This is a genomic window from Nocardiopsis mwathae (assembly GCF_014201195.1).
Classification (GTDB): Bacteria; Actinomycetota; Actinomycetes; order Streptosporangiales; family Streptosporangiaceae; genus Nocardiopsis_C; species Nocardiopsis_C mwathae.
On record NZ_JACHDS010000001.1, the window covers coordinates 2,427,622 to 2,443,818 of the forward strand.

The 16,197-nt window shown below is 72.6% G+C and carries 15 protein-coding genes; 4 read left to right on the forward strand and 11 right to left on the reverse strand.

Going from position 1 to position 16,197, the window contains the following annotated elements:
* Positions 1-3 precede the first annotated feature (3 nt).
* Entirely contained in the window at positions 4-630 is a 627-nt protein-coding gene (locus HNR23_RS10230) for a flavin reductase family protein (protein WP_184075328.1), read from the forward strand.
* Positions 631-865: 235 nt separating this feature from the next.
* Here the strand turns inward: HNR23_RS10230 and amaB are convergent, their stop codons facing one another.
* The gene (amaB, locus tag HNR23_RS10235; RefSeq protein ID WP_394353762.1) at positions 866-2,404 is read right to left on the reverse strand and encodes an L-piperidine-6-carboxylate dehydrogenase; all 1,539 of its coding nucleotides are present in this window, start codon (positions 2,402-2,404) and stop codon (positions 866-868) included.
* A 134-nt stretch (positions 2,405-2,538) separates the two neighbouring features.
* Positions 2,539-3,462, reverse strand: a complete 924-nt coding sequence (locus HNR23_RS10240) for a DUF4184 family protein (protein ID WP_184075329.1) — start codon at positions 3,460-3,462, stop codon at positions 2,539-2,541.
* A 286-nt stretch (positions 3,463-3,748) separates the two neighbouring features.
* Between HNR23_RS10240 and HNR23_RS10245 the strand changes: the two genes are divergently transcribed.
* Positions 3,749-4,915, forward strand: coding sequence for a pyroglutamyl peptidase (locus HNR23_RS10245; protein ID WP_184075331.1), 1,167 nt, complete (start codon positions 3,749-3,751; stop codon positions 4,913-4,915).
* 43 nt (positions 4,916-4,958) lie between these two features.
* Here HNR23_RS10245 and HNR23_RS10250 read toward each other — a convergent pair whose 3' ends face one another.
* Both HNR23_RS10250 and HNR23_RS10255 read right to left on the reverse strand, forming a co-directional pair.
* Complete coding sequence (locus HNR23_RS10250) at positions 4,959-5,657, reverse strand: response regulator (RefSeq protein ID WP_184075333.1); 699 nt, start codon at positions 5,655-5,657, stop codon at positions 4,959-4,961.
* Entirely contained in the window at positions 5,654-6,949 is a 1,296-nt protein-coding gene (locus HNR23_RS10255) for a sensor histidine kinase (RefSeq protein ID WP_246421688.1), read from the reverse strand. The genes HNR23_RS10250 and HNR23_RS10255 overlap by 4 nt, the downstream gene beginning before the upstream one ends.
* A 156-nt stretch (positions 6,950-7,105) precedes the next feature.
* Between HNR23_RS10255 and HNR23_RS10260 the strand changes: the two genes are divergently transcribed.
* Positions 7,106-7,456 (forward strand): hypothetical protein, encoded by a 351-nt coding sequence (locus HNR23_RS10260; protein ID WP_184075335.1) that lies wholly within the window; start codon positions 7,106-7,108, stop codon positions 7,454-7,456.
* 64 nt (positions 7,457-7,520) lie between these two features.
* On the opposite strand, the gene HNR23_RS10265 is transcribed toward HNR23_RS10260, so the two are convergent.
* The 7 genes from HNR23_RS10265 to HNR23_RS10295 all read right to left on the reverse strand — a co-directional run bounded on the left by HNR23_RS10265 (position 7,521) and on the right by HNR23_RS10295 (position 14,239).
* Positions 7,521-7,730, reverse strand: a complete 210-nt coding sequence (locus tag HNR23_RS10265; RefSeq protein WP_343070508.1) for a hypothetical protein — start codon at positions 7,728-7,730, stop codon at positions 7,521-7,523.
* Between the two features lie 313 nt (positions 7,731-8,043).
* Positions 8,044-8,730, reverse strand: a complete 687-nt coding sequence (locus tag HNR23_RS27195) for a CatB-related O-acetyltransferase (protein ID WP_184075337.1) — start codon at positions 8,728-8,730, stop codon at positions 8,044-8,046.
* A 91-nt stretch (positions 8,731-8,821) separates the two neighbouring features.
* Positions 8,822-10,501 carry an ABC-F family ATP-binding cassette domain-containing protein gene (locus tag HNR23_RS10275; protein WP_184075339.1) on the reverse strand — a complete coding sequence of 560 codons (1,680 nt, stop codon included), beginning with the start codon at positions 10,499-10,501 and terminating at the stop codon, positions 8,822-8,824.
* A 322-nt stretch (positions 10,502-10,823) separates the two neighbouring features.
* The gene (locus HNR23_RS10280) at positions 10,824-11,642 is read right to left on the reverse strand and encodes an energy-coupling factor ABC transporter ATP-binding protein (RefSeq protein WP_184075341.1); all 819 of its coding nucleotides are present in this window, start codon (positions 11,640-11,642) and stop codon (positions 10,824-10,826) included.
* A complete protein-coding gene (locus tag HNR23_RS10285; protein WP_184075343.1) occupies positions 11,639-12,496 on the reverse strand; it encodes an energy-coupling factor ABC transporter ATP-binding protein in 858 nt (285 codons plus the stop codon). Before HNR23_RS10285 ends, HNR23_RS10280 begins: the two co-directional genes overlap by 4 nt.
* Position 12,497: 1 nt before the next feature.
* On the reverse strand, positions 12,498-13,283 hold the full coding sequence (locus HNR23_RS10290) for a CbiQ family ECF transporter T component (RefSeq protein ID WP_184075345.1): 786 nt from the start codon (positions 13,281-13,283) through the stop codon (positions 12,498-12,500).
* Positions 13,280-14,239: a histidine kinase gene (locus tag HNR23_RS10295; RefSeq protein ID WP_246421693.1), complete on the reverse strand. Its 960-nt coding sequence runs from the start codon at positions 14,237-14,239 to the stop codon at positions 13,280-13,282. Before HNR23_RS10295 ends, HNR23_RS10290 begins: the two co-directional genes overlap by 4 nt.
* A gap of 343 nt (positions 14,240-14,582) precedes the next feature.
* On the opposite strand from HNR23_RS10295, the gene HNR23_RS10300 reads away from it, so the two are divergent.
* Positions 14,583-16,085, forward strand: coding sequence for a polysaccharide deacetylase family protein (locus HNR23_RS10300; protein WP_343070509.1), 1,503 nt, complete (start codon positions 14,583-14,585; stop codon positions 16,083-16,085).
* The last annotated feature ends 112 nt before the right edge of the window (positions 16,086-16,197 follow it).

Consider the following 16,197-nt stretch of genomic DNA (forward strand, 5'->3'; position numbering starts at 1 on the left):
CTGATGCGTACTGACCTGACTCCCGAAGACCTGCCCGGCCGCGCCTTCTACCGGCTGCTCACGGCGGTGGTCGTTCCGCGCCCCATCGCCTGGATCTCTACGACGTCGGCATCCGGGGTGGACAACCTGGCCCCGCACTCGTTCTTCACCGTCTCCTCGGTGGAGCCGCCGATCGTGCAGTTCACCTCGGTGGGCCGCAAGGACCACCTGCGCAACGTCGAGGAGACCGGCGAGTTCGTGGTGAACTTCGCCCCGGAGCACCTGCAGCGGGAGATCAACGCCACCGCCACCGACTACCCGCCGGAGGTCAGCGAGTTCGACGCGGTCGGCGTCACCCGCGAGCCCAGCAGCGCGGTCAAGCCCCCGCGGGTGGCCGCCTCCCCGGTGGCGCTGGAGTGCCGACTGCACTCCACCCTCCTCTTCGGCGACTCCACGGTGGTCTTCGGGCGGGTCGTGCACGCAGCGGTCGACGCCGACGTCCTCACCGGCGGGCACCCCGAGGTCGCCCGCTTGCGGCCGATCGCGCGGCTCGGCAAGGACGAGTGGGGCACCCTGGGTGAGGTCACCTCGCTGCCGCGGGTCCCCTATGCGGACCTTCCCGTCGGCGCCCCGGAGGCCGACCGGGGCTGATGCGGTGCGGGCGGTGCGGGCGGTGCGGGCGGTGCGGATGGCCGACGCCCGCGCACCGCCCGGACCGTCCCGGTTTCACCCGGAATTGGTAAATATTGCTTTCGATTCCCCCGAGTCACCCTGACGACCCCTGGCCGCCACCCCCGCACCGGCGATAACGTTCCGGCTGGGGTGGTGCCGCGGTTCCCCCTCCCCGCGGCACCACCTTCCGCTCCGCCTCGGCCGGCGCGGCACGCTAGAGGAAGTTGACGCCCTGCGCCAGCGGCAGCTCGTCGGAGTAGTTCACCGTGTTGGTCGCCCGGCGCATGTAGGCCCGCCACGCATCCGAACCGGACTCGCGGCCGCCCCCGGTGTCCTTCTCCCCGCCGAAGGCCCCGCCGATCTCCGCACCCGACGTGCCGATGTTGACGTTGACGATGCCGCAGTCCGACGCGGCGAGGAAGCGCTCGGCCTCCCGCTGGTCGGACGTGAAGATGGCGCTCGACAACCCCTGCGTGACACCGTTGTGCAGCTCGACGGCCTCCTCCAAGGTGCGGTAGGTCAGCACGTAGAGGATGGGCGCGAAGGTCTCCTCCCGCACGATCTCGCTCTGCTCCGGCATCCGCACGACCGCCGGCTCCACGTAGTAGGCGTCGGGAGCGTCCTTCTCCAGGCACCGGTCCCCACCGGTGAGGACCCGCCCGCCGTCGGCGACCGCCCGGTCGAGCGCGGCGCGCAGCGCGGTGTGCGCGCGCTCGCCGATGAGCGGGCCCACCAGCGTCTCCTCGTCGAACGGGTCGCCGATACGCGGGCGCAGCTGCCCGTAGGCGGCCACGATCCGTTCGGTGAGCCGGTCGGCGACGTCCTCGTGCGCGATGATCCGGCGCAGCGTGGTGCAGCGCTGCCCCGCCGTCCCCGCCGCCGCGAACACGGTCCCCCGCACGGCCAGGTCGAGGTCGGCCGACGGGGCGATGACCGCCGCGTTGTTGCCCCCGAGTTCGAGCAGGCACCGCCCCATGCGGGCGGCGACGCGCGGCCCGACCTGCTTGCCCATCGCCACCGACCCGGTCGCCGACACCAGGGCCACGCGCGGGTCGTCGACGATCTGCTCGCCGACCTCCCGCTCCCCCAGCACGACCCGGTGCACCCCTTCGGGGGCGCCCACGTCCGCGCAGGCGCGGCGGAGCAGGCCGTGGCAGGCGAGCGCGGTCAGCGGGCTCAGCTCGGAGGGCTTCCACACGATGGTGTTGCCGCATACGAGAGCGACCGCGGTGTTCCACGACCACACCGCCACCGGGAAGTTGAACGCGGTGATGATCCCGACGACACCCAGCGGGTGCCAGGTCTCCATGAGTCGGTGCCCGGGGCGTTCGGAGGGCATCGTGCGCCCGTAGAGCTGGCGGGAGAGACCGACCGCGAAGTCGCAGATGTCGATCATCTCCTGGACCTCGCCGGCCGCCTCGGACCTGATCTTCCCGGCCTCGATGGTGACGAGGTCGGCGAGGTCGTCCTTGTGCTCGCGCAGCAGCTCCCCCAGCCGGCGTACGAGGTTTCCGCGCTGCGGGGCGGGGGTGTCGCGCCAGACGGCGCGGAACGTCTCCTGCGCGGCGCCGATGGCCTGGTCCGTCTCGGCCGCGGTGGCGTAGGCGATGTCAAAGAGGGGGTCACCGGTGATGGGTGTGCGTGCGCTGTGACCGGTGGGGGCCGACGCGATGTACCCCGAAGCGCCACAGCGCTCCAGGGCGGCCTTCGCGCGTTCGGTGAGCCGGGCGGTGGTGGGGAGGGTGCTCATCATCGTCTCTCTCCGTTGAGAGGATCGGGTCATGGTGCGGGAGTCATCTTCCCTTCCCCGTGCCGGATTAACCGCCCGTCCGCACGCCCGCGCCCGGTCGAGGCGCCGACCAGGGGCGGGGTGCGTATCCGGGGTGGTCAGTCCCGCATGCCCAGGTGCGGCTGCGGGCCGGTACCGGTCAGCCGGGGCTGCGGCCCGGTCGCGACCGTCCGGCCGCGTGCGAAGGGGACGGCCTGCTCCGCCGGGCGCGATGCGGATCCGTTCGGGGACGGACGGCGCATCAGGCCGACGGCCAGCAGCTGCCAGGCGGTGTAGGCCACCGTGTAGACGGCGACGGCGGCCGCCAGGACCACGGCCGCATCCACCGCGGTCATCGCGAGCTTGGCCCACACCAGCTCACCTTCGGCCTGCCACCGGTTGAGCCGGAAGGCCTCGGCGGGAACACGCGCCGCATCGACGACGGCCAGCCCCACGACCAGCGCCATACCGCTCCACACCGGAAGCCGCCACCACCGCGGCAGGCCGACCGTCGGCTCGTCCTCGACGGGAACGGCGCGCAGCATCCACGCCACGATCCAGACGGCCATCGCCACCCCCAGCACGACGCTCAGGCCGTCCTGCACCACCTGCTGGCGGGACACGCCGCCGACCACCGCCTCGGTCGACGGCCACGGCACGACGTCGCCGTGCGTGATGCCGTCGAGCAGGATGTGGGTGACCGCGCCGAGGAACACCGACAAGGCGGCCCACCCCAGGGTCCGCCCGTCCCATCGGAACCCGCGCGCCGGGCCGGCGAGTCGACGTCGGGCCCAGCCGGGCGCCAGCGCCACCAGGGGACGTTTGAGCAGCGCCTGGAAGACGACGAAGACGGCCATTCCCAGCAGGGACCCCAGCAGCAGGTCGGAGATCTGGTAGCCGAGCCCGTCGAGCACCGCCGGCACCGCGACCGGAACGAACTTCCCGAAATCCGGCGACATCGCACCGATCGCCAGCGCGGACGGCAGCAGCCGATCCCGTGACATCGGAATCGCCACAGCGGCGTGGCACAGCGTGAACGGCACCGTAGATCTCCTTCTTCGCACATGGCCGCGAATCGGACGCACGGCGCCCGCGTGCCCCCTCCGCGGGCGCCGTGCGTCCCTGACACGACCCCTATCGCCGCGCCCCGGTGGACCGGTTCCCGCACGGGATGCGATCCGGGTCATACTTCCGACTTCCGCTACCGACGCGGCGCCCGGTGCCGGGTGCGGGCGCCGGGGCCGCGCGGGGTAAACTCCGCACCGGCCGCAGGCCCGACCGCGCCGCCGGTGACGCGTGCGAGGAACCCGAGTGCGAAAGGCCGCCCCAGTGAATGCCACCGAGCCCACCGTCGAGGAGAGCCGAGCCGAGCTGGACGCGCCGCAGCTGCTGCTGCGCCGCTCCGGATTCGGCGCCGCGGCTCCCCTGTTCTCCGCCGATCTGGCCGGAGCCGGGAGCCTCGACGTCGCAGAGCAGGTGGTCACGTCGCACGGACGCCGCCTGTGGTCGGAAGCGGTGCGGGAGAGCGGCGACGTCATCGACGACCGTCCGCTGTACTGGGCGCGGCTCACGCTCAGTGCGCGGCTGCGGTCCTGGCAGCCCGAGTTCACGCTCGACGAGCGCGAGCGCGGCGCGCTGCTGACCCGGCTCGAACACGCCTCGCGCGGCCACGACGACCTCGTCTTCGCCCCCGGAGACCGGCAGCTGCGCGTCATCGTCACCGGGTTCGACCCGTTCGACCTCGACACCGACGTCCGCGCGTCCAACCCCTCCGGTGTCGCCGCCCTCACCCTGCACGACGCGACCTTCGACATCGGCGGGTACACGGCCGTGGTGCGCACGGCCCTGTTCCCGGTACGGTGGCGCGATTTCACCGACGGCATGGTCGAGCGCGTCCTCCTCCCCCACTACACCGCCGACCCGGGCAGCTCGGCCGCGGCCGACGCCGTCATCACGGTCAGCCAGGGCCGCGAGGGCCGCTTCGACCTGGAGGCCCACAACGCGGCCTGGCGCGGCGGGCGTGCCGACAACGAGGGCCGCACCGCGCCCGGCCCCGTTCCGCTGGGTGCGGAGGCGCCGCGCGTGGACCCGCGGCCGGAATGGAGCACCTCGTCCCTGCCCCGGCGGGCCATCGTCGCCCAGGCCACCGGGCGCTTCCCCGTGCACGACAACACCGCGGTCACCGAGATCCCGGCCGGCGAGGGGCCGGAGGGATCGACCGTGCACCGCCCGAACGGCCCCACCCCGGGCTCGTGGGCACGGGGCGGCGGAGGCGGCGACTACCTCTCCAACGAGATCGCCTACCGCAACACGCTGCTGCGCGACGCCATCGGCCGCCCCCTCCCGGCCGGGCACGTGCACACCCCGGCGCTGCACCCCGGCAGTGCCGACCCGGCCACGCTGACCGACCCTGCCTTCGAGCGCGACCGCGCCGACATCGTCGGGCAGCTGCGCGCGATCATCGCCGCCGCGCTTCGCCCCACCGCCCAGGGGTGATCCGGTTCCGCTCCGGTGGACAGGGGCACACGGCCGGAAGCGGTCACCGCCGCCCGGTGCCGCCCTCCCCCTCGGCCTCCCCGTCCATCAGGCCGCTGCGGTAGGCCCACGCCGCGATCTCCACGCGGTTGCGGGCGTGCAGCTTTCCCTGGACACTCGCAAGGTGGGTCTTGACCGTACTCAGCGAGACGAACAGGCGCTCGGCGACCTCGACGTTGGTCAGGCCCTCGGCGACCGCGCGGACGATGTCGACCTCGCGGTCGGTCAGCCCCCGCTCGCGCGGGTCGGCGCCGCCGCGGGCCGCGGCACCGCTCTGCCGGGCGAAGTGGCGCAGCAGCCGGACGGTGATCCGCGGTGAGACGAGGGCGTCGCCGCGCGCCGCCGCGCGCACGGCCTCGATCAGCAGGGGCGGCCCCGCGTCCTTGAGGAGGAAGCCGACCGCGCCGCCCGCCAGCGCGGCGTGCACGTATTCATCAAGGTCGAATGTGGTGACCACGACGACCTTGAGCGGGTCGGGCACGCCGGGGCCGGCCAGCCGCCGGGTGACCTCCAGCCCGTCGATTCCCGGCATGCGGATGTCCATCAGGCACACGTCGGGGCGGACCTCGCGGGCCAGCCGCAGCGCCTCGATACCGTCTCCGGCCTCGGCCACCACCTCGATACCGTCCTCGGCGTCGAGGATGTACCGGAACCCCGTCCGCACCATGCTCTGGTCGTCGGCCAGCAGCACTCTGATCGTCATGTCTCCCCTTGTGCACCATCCCCCGGGGCCGGTCGGAGGTCGCCCGCACCGGTGGGCAGTTCGGCGCGCACGGTCCATCCCGGGCCGCCGTCGGTGGCCGGCCCGGCGGTACAGGTGCCGCCGAGCAGTCGGGCACGCTCGGCCATGCCGATCAGACCGTACCCCCCGCCGTCGCCGAACGGCGAACCGCCGCCCCCGCCGTCATCGCGCACCTCCAGTCGGACGCGCCCCTCGGAGGTGTCGGCGGTGACCCGGATGCGCGTGGCGTCGGGGGCGTAGCGGCGGGCGTTGGTGACCGCCTCCTGGGCGATGCGGGCCACGGCCGTTCCGACATCGGGCGCCAGTCGTGCCAGGTCCCCGGCCATCCGCACCTCCACGGGCGGACCGCCGCCGTCGCCGGCCCCCTCCAGTGCCCGCAGCGCCGCCGGGAGGTCCGGTGCGTCCAGCGGTGCGGCCCCCTCCCGCAGCGCGCCGACGAGGCGCCGCATCGCGGTCAGCGCCTGGGCCCCGGCCGACTCGATTTCGGGCAGCGCCTTGACCACCGTCTCCGGGTTGCGCGCCCCGATGTGCTGGAGCGCCTGGGCCTGCACCACGATGCCGGTGACCTGGTGCGCCACGACGTCGTGCAGGTCGCGGGCGAGTGCGATGCGCTCCTCACGGCGGACTTCGGCGATGTGCCGCTCATGCTGGGCCGAACGCCACCGCAGGTAGAAGCCGGGCGCGAGCATCAGCAGCACGGCCGTCGTCGACACGGTGGGGTCGAAGTCCACGATCTCGCCACCCTGCAGCGCCGCCGCGAGCTGCCCGCTGCGCAGCGTGTCGGCGAACAGGCTCGACACCGCCAGGAGGCCCGCCCCGGCGATGGCCCAGGGGCGGCAGCGCAGCGCCACCAGGGTCAGCAGCAGGAACAGCGCCATGCCCTCACTGGCGCCGAAGGCGTAGCCGAACAGTCCTTTGGGCCCCGGTGCCAGGGCGGCGGACGTCGCGAGCATCACCGCGATGCCCGCCAGCGCGCTCAGGCCGGTGCGCCGGGGGCCGGTGGTGTGCGGCACGGCGCTCAGTGCGATCAGGCTCATCACCCCGCCCGAGGCGACGTGCAGGTAGTCCCGGTAGGAGGGCGGCGGGCCGACCCAGTCGGGCTCCCGGTTCGGCAGCCCCAGTGCCAACCCGAGGTCGCCGACCCACACCGCACCGAGCACTCCGAGCGCGCCGAGCACCAGAACGGTGTCCAGCCCCCGTGACCGCTCGCCTCGCGCCACCCGCCGCAGCGCCCCCCTCACCGTGCCTCGCATAACGCCAGGTTAGGGGTGTTCCCCCGGCACACGCCTCAGCCGATCGGCCCAGGATCGGCCAGACGGTTCCCGCCACCACGTCTTTCGCCGAACCCCTGCGGACGTGTCCGCCACGCTCTACGTCGAGTAGCTCGGGATTCAGGAGACGGAGCGGCCGTGTTCCACACCCTGCAGATGCACATCCGATTCGCCCCCGACCTCCGACCGCCCGGATCTGCGACGGCGGAGAGGTTCGACCTGTTCGTCGATCGTGTCGGCGACGCGCTCTGGGCGTTGGAGCACGCCGATTCCGCGGTCGCCGACCCTGACACCGGCGCCGATCCGGCCGAGCGCTCGCTGGTGGTCGGCATGCGGATCAGCGCGGCCACTCTCCAGGATGCCCACGAGGTCCTTCTCGCACATGTGCGCCACGTTGTGTCCATCGCTGAGCGGAGGGGCGGCGCAACGGTCGGCTTCCGCGCCGAGAGGAGGCCGGCCGTCCGGGACATCGGCCTCGTCTCGGCGTAGGTCGTCACTGGTCCGTCGGATGCCGACCGGCGCAGGCCCGCGCCTGTTCGGACTTGGCTGCACCTCAGGATGCGGCGAGTACCCAATAGAGGATCATGGCGAACGAAATCAGCAAACCTACGCCGAATGCGATCCACGCCGCCAGGGTGCATTTGCGCGCGGAGCCGGGGCTGCTGCTCGCGGTCGCCAGGCCGATGATCGCGAGGACGACCCCGACGATGCCGAGCGGCCAGCACAAGAGGATCCCGACGACGTTGGCGATGAGCGCGGCCACCGCTGAACCGATGCTCGCAGGAGGCTCGCCCAGTGGGTGGCCGCCGGGGCCGAAGCCGGGGGGCGGCGGAGGCATACCCGGCCCGCCCGGCGGAGGCATGCCCGGGCCACCGGGCCCTGGAGGCGGGGGCAGCTGCCAGCCGCCGTTGGGTGGTCCTCCCGGTCCGGGACCGTACGTCATGGCATTCCTCTTCTTCGTCATTCCACTTCGACCGGCCGATCGTGCTTCGATGGCCGGGAACGAACCGGACCGCGCCGACTCGGTGTCGACGCGGCCGCGAGTTTTGCGAGGATTGCAGAGAATTACCGGATTGTCACCTTGCCGACGTCGACTCCAGCCCCATGTCCTTCTCGGCGCGGAGCCGGTCGGCGATGGCGGTGATCTGGTCGACCGTGCCGTTCATCAAGGTGGCCGCGTGCTCGGTGACGGTCTCGATCGGCCAGTTCCACCAGGCCGCTTCCACCAAGCGGGCGGCGTCCCGCTCGCTGTAGCGCCGCTTGACGACGCGGGCGGGGCTGCCACCGACGACGGTGTAGGGCTCGACGTCGCGGCTGACCACGGCTCCGGCCGCGACGATGGCGCCGTCACCGATGGTGACGCCCGGCATGACCATGGCGTCGCGCCCGATCCACACGTCGTTGCCGACCACCGTGTCCCCCTTGGAGGGGTGGTTGGCCAGGAACGTGTCCACCGTGGCGTCCTGCCAGGCGCCGGAGAACATGGTGAACGGGAAGGCCGAAGGCCCGCTGCTCATGTGGTCGGCGTACAGCAGGAACCGGCTGCCCGCCGCGATCGCGCAGAAGCGGCCGATGACCAGCCGGGCCGACCCGAACGCGTAGAGCATCCGGTCCTCCTCGAAGGTGCCGGGGTCCTCCGACGCGTCGTAGTAGGTGTACTCCCCCACGTCCAGCAGGTCGGAGGTGACCGTCGGCCGGATGAAGACGCAACGGCGCTCTCCCTCGGCGAGCGGGAAGGGGTCGGCCGGGTTCGGTGCGGTCATGTGGTGTGGTGCTCCTTGCCGTCGTTCGTCGATGTCGTTTCCGCGGTGGCAGGGGGCGGGCGCCGGGAACCGCCCGGCGCCCGCCGCGCGGTCAGCGCGCCGTGATCCGCTCACGCACCCTGCCGCCGTCGAGCCGCAGCTCCGGGCCGTCCCAGCCGCGGCGCAGCCAGCGGTCGTGGCTGGCCACGACGACCGCGCCGGGGGCGCTGCCCAACGCCTCCTCCAGCTCCCCGGCGAGGCGCAGCGAGATGTGGTTGGTGGGCTCGTCGAGCAGTAGGACGTTGGGGGCGTTGCCGACCAGCAGGGCCAGGGCCAGGCGGCGGCGCTGCCCCACGCTCAGCTGCCCGACCGGGCGGTCGACGTCGCGCTCGGCGACCAGGCCCAGCTCGCCGAGCGGCGGGACCCCGGTCCGCCCGGCGGTCATCGCCGCGTAGTAGCGGCGCGGCGTCAGGTCGGGCCGCTGGTAGTGCACGTCCTGTTCGAGGAGGGCCGCGGTGGTGCCGCGGCGCCACTGGACGCTCCCCCGCGCCGGGGCGATCCGGCGCGCCAGCACCTGCAGCAGCGTCGACTTGCCCGCCCCGTTGGGCCCGGTGACCAGCAGCCGCCCGTCGGCCGGAAGGTCGAGGTGGTCCAGGGCCAGGCGCCCCGGAACCTCGATTCCGCGGGCGATGAGCGCGTTGCCGCCGGCGGCGGATTCGCCGGTCAGCGCCGAGTCGAAGCCGAGCGGCCGGGGCGGCTTGGCCACCTGGTCGCGCTCCAGTTCGGTCAGCCTCCGCTCGGCGTTGCGGACCCGGCGCGAGATCTGCTTCTGAACGGCCTCTCCCATCCCGTCGTAGTCCATCTTGTTGCCGTCCTTCATCGGCCGGAACTGCCCGACCTTCCGGGCGGTGGAGTGCACGGAGCGGCGCAGGCGGCGCAGCTCCTCCTGTTCGGCGCGGTGCTGCTGCTCCCAGCGCTCCCGCTCGACCCGCTTCTCCCGCAGGTAGAAGGTGTAGGCACCGCCGTAGTAGGTCGGGCCGCTGCGGGAGGGGTCGAGGTCGAGGATGCCGGTGCACACTTCGTCCAGGAACAACCGGTCGTGGCTGGTCACCACCACCGCGCCGGGCATGCCGCGCAGGTAGCGCTCCAGGAACTCCACGGCGGCGTCGTCCAGGTGGTTGGTGGGCTCGTCCAGTAGCAGCGCTCGGGGCCGCCGGATGAGCAGCGCGGCCAGTCCCAGCCGGGTGCGCTGCCCGCCGGACATCTCCGCCAGGCGCCGTCCGGGTTCGAGCGCGTCGAGCCCGAGCCCGGCCAGGACGAGGCCGGCCCTGCGGTCGGCGTCCCAGACCTCCTGCGCCTCGGCCCGTTCGAGGGCCTCGGCGTAGGCGGCGAAGACGGCCGTATCGCCCGGGCGGTCGTTCATGTCGGCGGCCAGCCGGGCCAGCCGGTCCTCGACGGCTCGGCTGGGGGCCAGCGCCTCCTCGACCACCTCGGCGAGCGACATGCGGCCGGGGTAGGGCACCTCCTGGTGCAGGAAGCCGGTGTCGGAGGGCCGGGCGACCGCGCCGCCGTCAGGGTCCTCGATTCCTGCGAGCAGCCGCAGCAGCGTGGACTTGCCGGCGCCGTTCTCCCCGACGAGGCCGAGGCGCTGCCCGGGCGCGACGTCCAAGCAGACGCCGTCGAACACCGGCTCGTTGCCGTAGGCCTTGGCCAGGTCGCGGGCGTGGAGCAGCGGCGCGGGGCCGGCGTCGGCGGGGGTGGCGGTGGAGCGGTGGGTCTGCGTGGTCTGCAAGGGCGACCACCTCCTGTCCTGGTCGAAGGCGGAGGCGGGCCTCGGTACGTGAAGGCGCGGCGGTGCACCCCGGAGGAGTGGAAGAAGAGCGCGCTACACGAAAAAAGACACCGAGGCCGCACCGAAGGATCTTCGGGCTGCCCGCCGGGCACCGGCTCCAGCCCCTGGCCGCTGAGGACCGGGCGAGCCGCCGCGGACGCGGGCGTGGTCTCGATGTCAGTTACGCACGAAGAGGAGGTTAGGTGGAATTCGCCCAGAACGCAAGTTTTCTCCCACCGCTACCGCGCCCCTCCCCGATGGCCTCGGGGAGGGGCGGCATGGGTCAGGAGGTTCCGGGGGCGTGCTCCCGCAGCTCCCCGAGGAATCCCTCGACCGTGGTCACCGGGGCCCTCCAGCCCAGCTCCTCGGCCAGGCGCAGCATCTGCGGCGGCTCGACGCGTGCTTGGGTGAGCTTCTCCGCCTGGGTGAACACCACGTCGGCGGTGCCGTCGGCGATCACCCGGCCCTGCGCCATGACCACGACCCGGTCGAAGTTCTCCGCGACGAAGTCCATGTCGTGGCTGACCGCGAGCACGGTGATGCCGCGCTCGTGCAGCTCACCGATGATCCGCGCGATCTGGGTGACCGCGACGTGGTCCTGGCCGGTGGTGGGCTCGTCGAGGACGATCACGGGGGTGTCCATGGCCAGGACGGACGCCAGGGCGACGCGCTTCCGCTCGGCCGGGGACAGGTGGTAGGGGTGGTGCTCGGCGTGGTCGGCGATGCCGGTGGCCGCCATGGCCGCATCGGCGAGCCGGTGCACCTCCTCCTCGCTCTTGCCGAGGTTGCGCGGCCCGAACTCGACGTCTGCGCGGACCGTCTTGGCGAACAGCTGGTCGGCCGGGTTCTGGAAGACGTAGCCGACGTGCGCCGACAGCTGCGCGATGCTCCGCCCGGCGGTGTCCTCGCCGCCGATGCGGATCGTGCCGCCCGAGGGCGTGTAAATGCCGTTGAGGTGGCGGGACAGGGTGGTCTTGCCGGCCCCGTTCTGGCCGATGATCGCGACGCGCTCGCCGCTCGCGACCTCCAGGTTCACCCCGTTGAGCGCGGTGACGCCGCTGGGGTAGGTGTACACCAGGTCGGCGATGCTGATGGCGGTCATTCCTGCTCCCCCTTGATCGCCGCACGGAACCCTTCTGCCGCGCCGTCCAGCGTCACGGGCAGCGCCCGCTCCTCCGGCCACGCACCGTCGCGGCGGGCCTCGGTGGCAGCCACGGTGAAGCGGGTGCGCCCGATGCCCCACTCGTCCATGCGCGGGTCGGTGAGAATGTCGGCGGGCGCGCCCTCGGCGACGATGCGGCCGTCGGCCACCACGTGCAGCTCGTCGGCGTGCTCGGCGAGCAGCTCCAGCTTGTGCTCGACCAGCAGGACCGTCATGCCGGTGGCGCGGATGGCGGCCAGCGCTTCGACGACCATGCGGGAGCCGCCGGGGTCGAGCTGGGAGGTGGGCTCGTCGAGGATGAGCACGTCGGGACGCATGACCAGCATGGAGGCGACCGCGACGACCTGCTGCTGCCCGCCGGAGAGCTCGTAGGGCGAGCGGTCGGCGAGGTGGGTGATCCGCAGCCGCTCCAGCACGTCGGAGACCCGGGCGCACATCTCGTCGCGCTCGATGCCGAGGTTCTCGCAGCCGAAGGCGATCTCTTCGCGGACACTGAAGCGCGCACCGGAGATCTGGTTGAACGGGTCCTGCTGGACCAGCCCGACCCGGGTGACCAGCTCGGGCAGCGGGGTGTCGGCCACGGTGAGGCCGCCGACGGTCACACTGCCGGTGTGCTCGCCGCCCTGGGCGTGCGGGATGAACCCGGCGGCGGCCATCGCCAGCGTCGACTTGCCCGACCCGCTGGCCCCGATGAGCCCGTGGAACCGGCCCGGGCGGACCTCCATCGAGATGTCGTGCAGGACCGGCGCCTCGCTGGTCGGGTAGGCGTAGGTGAAGTCGCGGAAGGTGATCATCCTAGAGGACCCCCAACGTGTGCAGGGCGATCGCGAGGACCGCGAGCAGGATCATCGCCCAGCGGGCCGCACGCTGCGCGGCGCTGTCGGGGACGATGGTGAATGCGGTGGGCCGCTGCGGCGACCCGAAGGCGCGCGACTCCATTGCGATGGAGCGGTTCTCCACGTCGGTGAGCGCGCCGAGGAGCAGCGGGCCCATCAGCGGGACGAGCCTGCGGGCGCGGGTGAGCGCCCCACCGGAGCCCAGGTCGAGCCCGCGCGCCTGCTGGGCCTGCATGATGGCTCCGGCGCGGGCCTGGAAGGACGGGATGATCTGCATGGTCGCCGAGATGACGTAGGCGATCTTGGGCGGAAGCCCGGCCTGCTGCATGGCCGACATCAGCGTGCCCGGGTGGGTCGTCAGCAGCAGCACGATGAACGCGCTCACCATGACGAGCAGCCGCAGCGCGGTGGTCCCGGCGAAGACGAGGCCCTCGGTCTTGACCGCGAGCGGGCCGAGCTCGACGAGGACGGTCCCGGGCTCGGGGTAGGTCAGCCCCTGCAGCAGGAAGAGGATGACCAGGAACGGCGCGAAGAAGCCGAGGACGAGCTTGACGAAGCGCTTGGCGACTCCGGCCAGGACCGCGGCCGGAACCTCCAGAAGGAGGAAGAGCAGCGCCGGCCACCACAGGTTGTCGACGCCGAAGGCGGCGATCGTGACGGCGGCGACGAAGGCCAGCTTGGTGACCGGGTTGAGCCGGTGGATCCAGGTCGTGCCGTCCTGGTAGAAGCTGAGCGTCTGGCTCACGACCGTCCTCCTTCCTCGTCCTTGGCTGCGGTGGTGCCGGTGGTGCCGGGCGCGGCGCCGTCCGTGCCGGCGGCGGTGGGCGCGGTGGCGGCGATCGACGCCGGGACCGGGGCGCGGTCGCGGTCGTCGAGCACGTCGACCGTGCGGGCTCTGGCCAGTACCGAGGCGCTGCGCGGCGCGAACACCGAGTTCTCGCGGGCGAACGGGAATCGCTGGGAGAACCGGCTGGGCAGCGCGCGCAGGATGATCACCGCGACGAGGAACGCGATCGACTTGTCCAGCGGGTCGACCGTGAGGCCCTGGGCGATGGACGCGCCGAGCGTGTCCAGGCCGAGGGTCTGGAAGACCGCGACGATGGCCGAGCGTCCGGCCGAGGCGTTGGCGCCGCCGAAGATGAAGGCGGAGATGGGGCCGGAGACGAACGCGGCCACGACGCCGGTCGCCACACCGGCGGCGACGGCCGTCGGCACCCGGCGGGTCCACCCCCAGCGGGCGAACAGCCCGGCCAGCAGGCCGATGACGACCTGGGTGGTGGAGTACGGCAGGGATGCGGGGCTGATGCTGATACCCCAGATGACGTTGCTCAGCGCGCCGGTGGCGGCACCGGCCGCCGGGCCCGCCAGCAGCCCCACGAGCACGGTGCCGATGGAGTCGAGGTAGAGGGGCAGGCCGACCATGTTGTTGATCTGGCCGGCCACGATGTTGATCGCGATCGCGATGGGCAGCAGCGTCACCGTGGAGGTGGGCATGCGCGCCATGGCACCGGCGATGATGAGCCCCGAGCCGATGAGGTACCCGACGAGCGCGATGAGCGCGGCCGGACCCACGCCGGCCCCGCCCACAAGGCTTTCGGGCTGCCACACCACCAGGTACAGGTAGGTGGCGATGATGACGGCCGATCCCGCCGTGATCAGCATCCACGGTGGATAGCGCCGCGTGGTCGGCATATTGCTCATGGGTTCCCCTGGTCCGTATCCCCTGGTGCACGGCGAAGGAGAGATCGGGGCGGTGTCGGAGGCGGCGGCATCCCGGCGGAAACCGAAGGCCGCGTAACAAACTTCGCTTTGATCTCGTGCTGTCACAAAAGACAACATTTCGCCGGATCGACCTTACCGGCCCGGCGGGGGTAGCCCGACCACGCGCGATCAGACGACGCGCTCTTTCACCAGTTCGTTGCACTTGCGCCCATCACGTCGTATTTTCACTTTACGGGGTTAAGAGGTGACTTTCTGTGCCTACGACTCCGCGGCACCTTCACCCATCCATCCCACAACCCGATCCCTGGACGGGGCCATGTTCGTGTCCGAGCACGCATCGACCGGTATCCGACGCCTTCTCACCGCGGGCATGGCCCTGCCGCTGCTCACGGCGGCCGGGTGCGCCGCCGGCGGCGACGCCGAGACCGCCAGGCCGCTCACGGTGCAGCCCGAGTGGATCGACGGCCTGAGAGTCGACGAGCGGTCGCTGGACCACGAGGGCCTGCGGATCAGCACGGCCCACCCGGTCGTCCCGGGAGCCCGGCCGTTCAGCACCGAGATCCGCACGACCATGGCCGAGGAGCAGACCGCGTTCATCACCGCGCGCAACGGGGACGACGAGGCCAGCCTGGAGCAGGAGGCGGAGTTCCTGGTGGCCGCCAACGACGTGCTGGGCGCCCGCATCACCACCCGCCGCGACGGCGGCGGGGACCGGCCCGGAGTCTCGGCCACCACCCGCTGGTACGACGCGTCCTCCGGCGAGGTCCTACCGTGGACCGCCCTGTTCGGCGGCGCCGAGGCCGTCGACGCGGCGGCCGCGGAGGTCGCCCGGCTGCTGCACGAGGAGGAGGGCGTCGAACTCGACGACCAGCCCGAGGGGTTGGGCGCGGCCGCCGTCGCCGCCTCCCCCGCGGAACCGCCGTCCGAGCCGATCGACCTCCCCGCGGAGGAGGCCTGGGACCTGGCCGAGGAGCTGGACGGCTCGCCGTTGGAGAACATCGGCTTCGCCGACACCGGCGCCCTCGTGGTGGAGTTCCCGGGCGCGGGCGGACCGGCGGACGGCGGGGAGGGGGGCGGCGAGCGCGCGGTCGCCCTCGACGCCGACACGGCCCGGCCGCTGCTCTCCGCCTTCGGCGAGCGCGCGATGGAGGCCGCCACCACCGAGGAGAAGAAGGTCGACCTCGGGCGGCCCGGCGCCGACGGCGACCCGGCCCACACGCTGGACTGCGACCGCGTCCCCTGCGTGGCCCTCACCTTCGACGACGGGCCCGGCGAACACACCGAACGGCTCCTGGACGAGCTGGCCGCCTTCTCCGCCAAGGCCACCTTCTTCGTCCTGGGTTCCGCCACCGAGGAGATGCCGGAGGTGGTCGCCCGCACCGCCGAAGAGGGGCACGAGGTCGCCAGCCACACCTGGAACCACGACGACCTCACCGCCGCGTCCGGCTCCGCCGTCGCCGCCGACCTCAAGCGGACGGCCGAGGCCATCGAGAAGGCGGCGGGCTCGGCACCGCGCAGCATGCGCCCGCCCTACGGGGCCGTCGACGACGCCACGCTCAAGGCCATCGACCACCCGGTGATCATGTGGGACGTCGACACCTTCGACTGGCGCCACCGCGACACCGCAAAGATCATCAGGACCGCCGACAAGGAGACCGGGCCCGGCAGCATCGTGCTCCTCCACGACATCCACGAGCCCACCGTGGACGCCGTCCCCGAGGTACTGCGCCGCCTGCACGGGCGGGGCTACCACTTCGTCACCGTCGCCGAGCTGTTCGCCGACACGGAGCTGAAGCCGGGCACGGTCTACCGGCGCCGGGGCTGACCCGGCACCGACCGGTCGCGCAGGACCCTGGTTCTCCGCCGCCCGGCACCGCCGCATTGACATTCGATGTGATCTGGTTCACTCTGCGGTTCGTCGAACCGGTGACGACGAG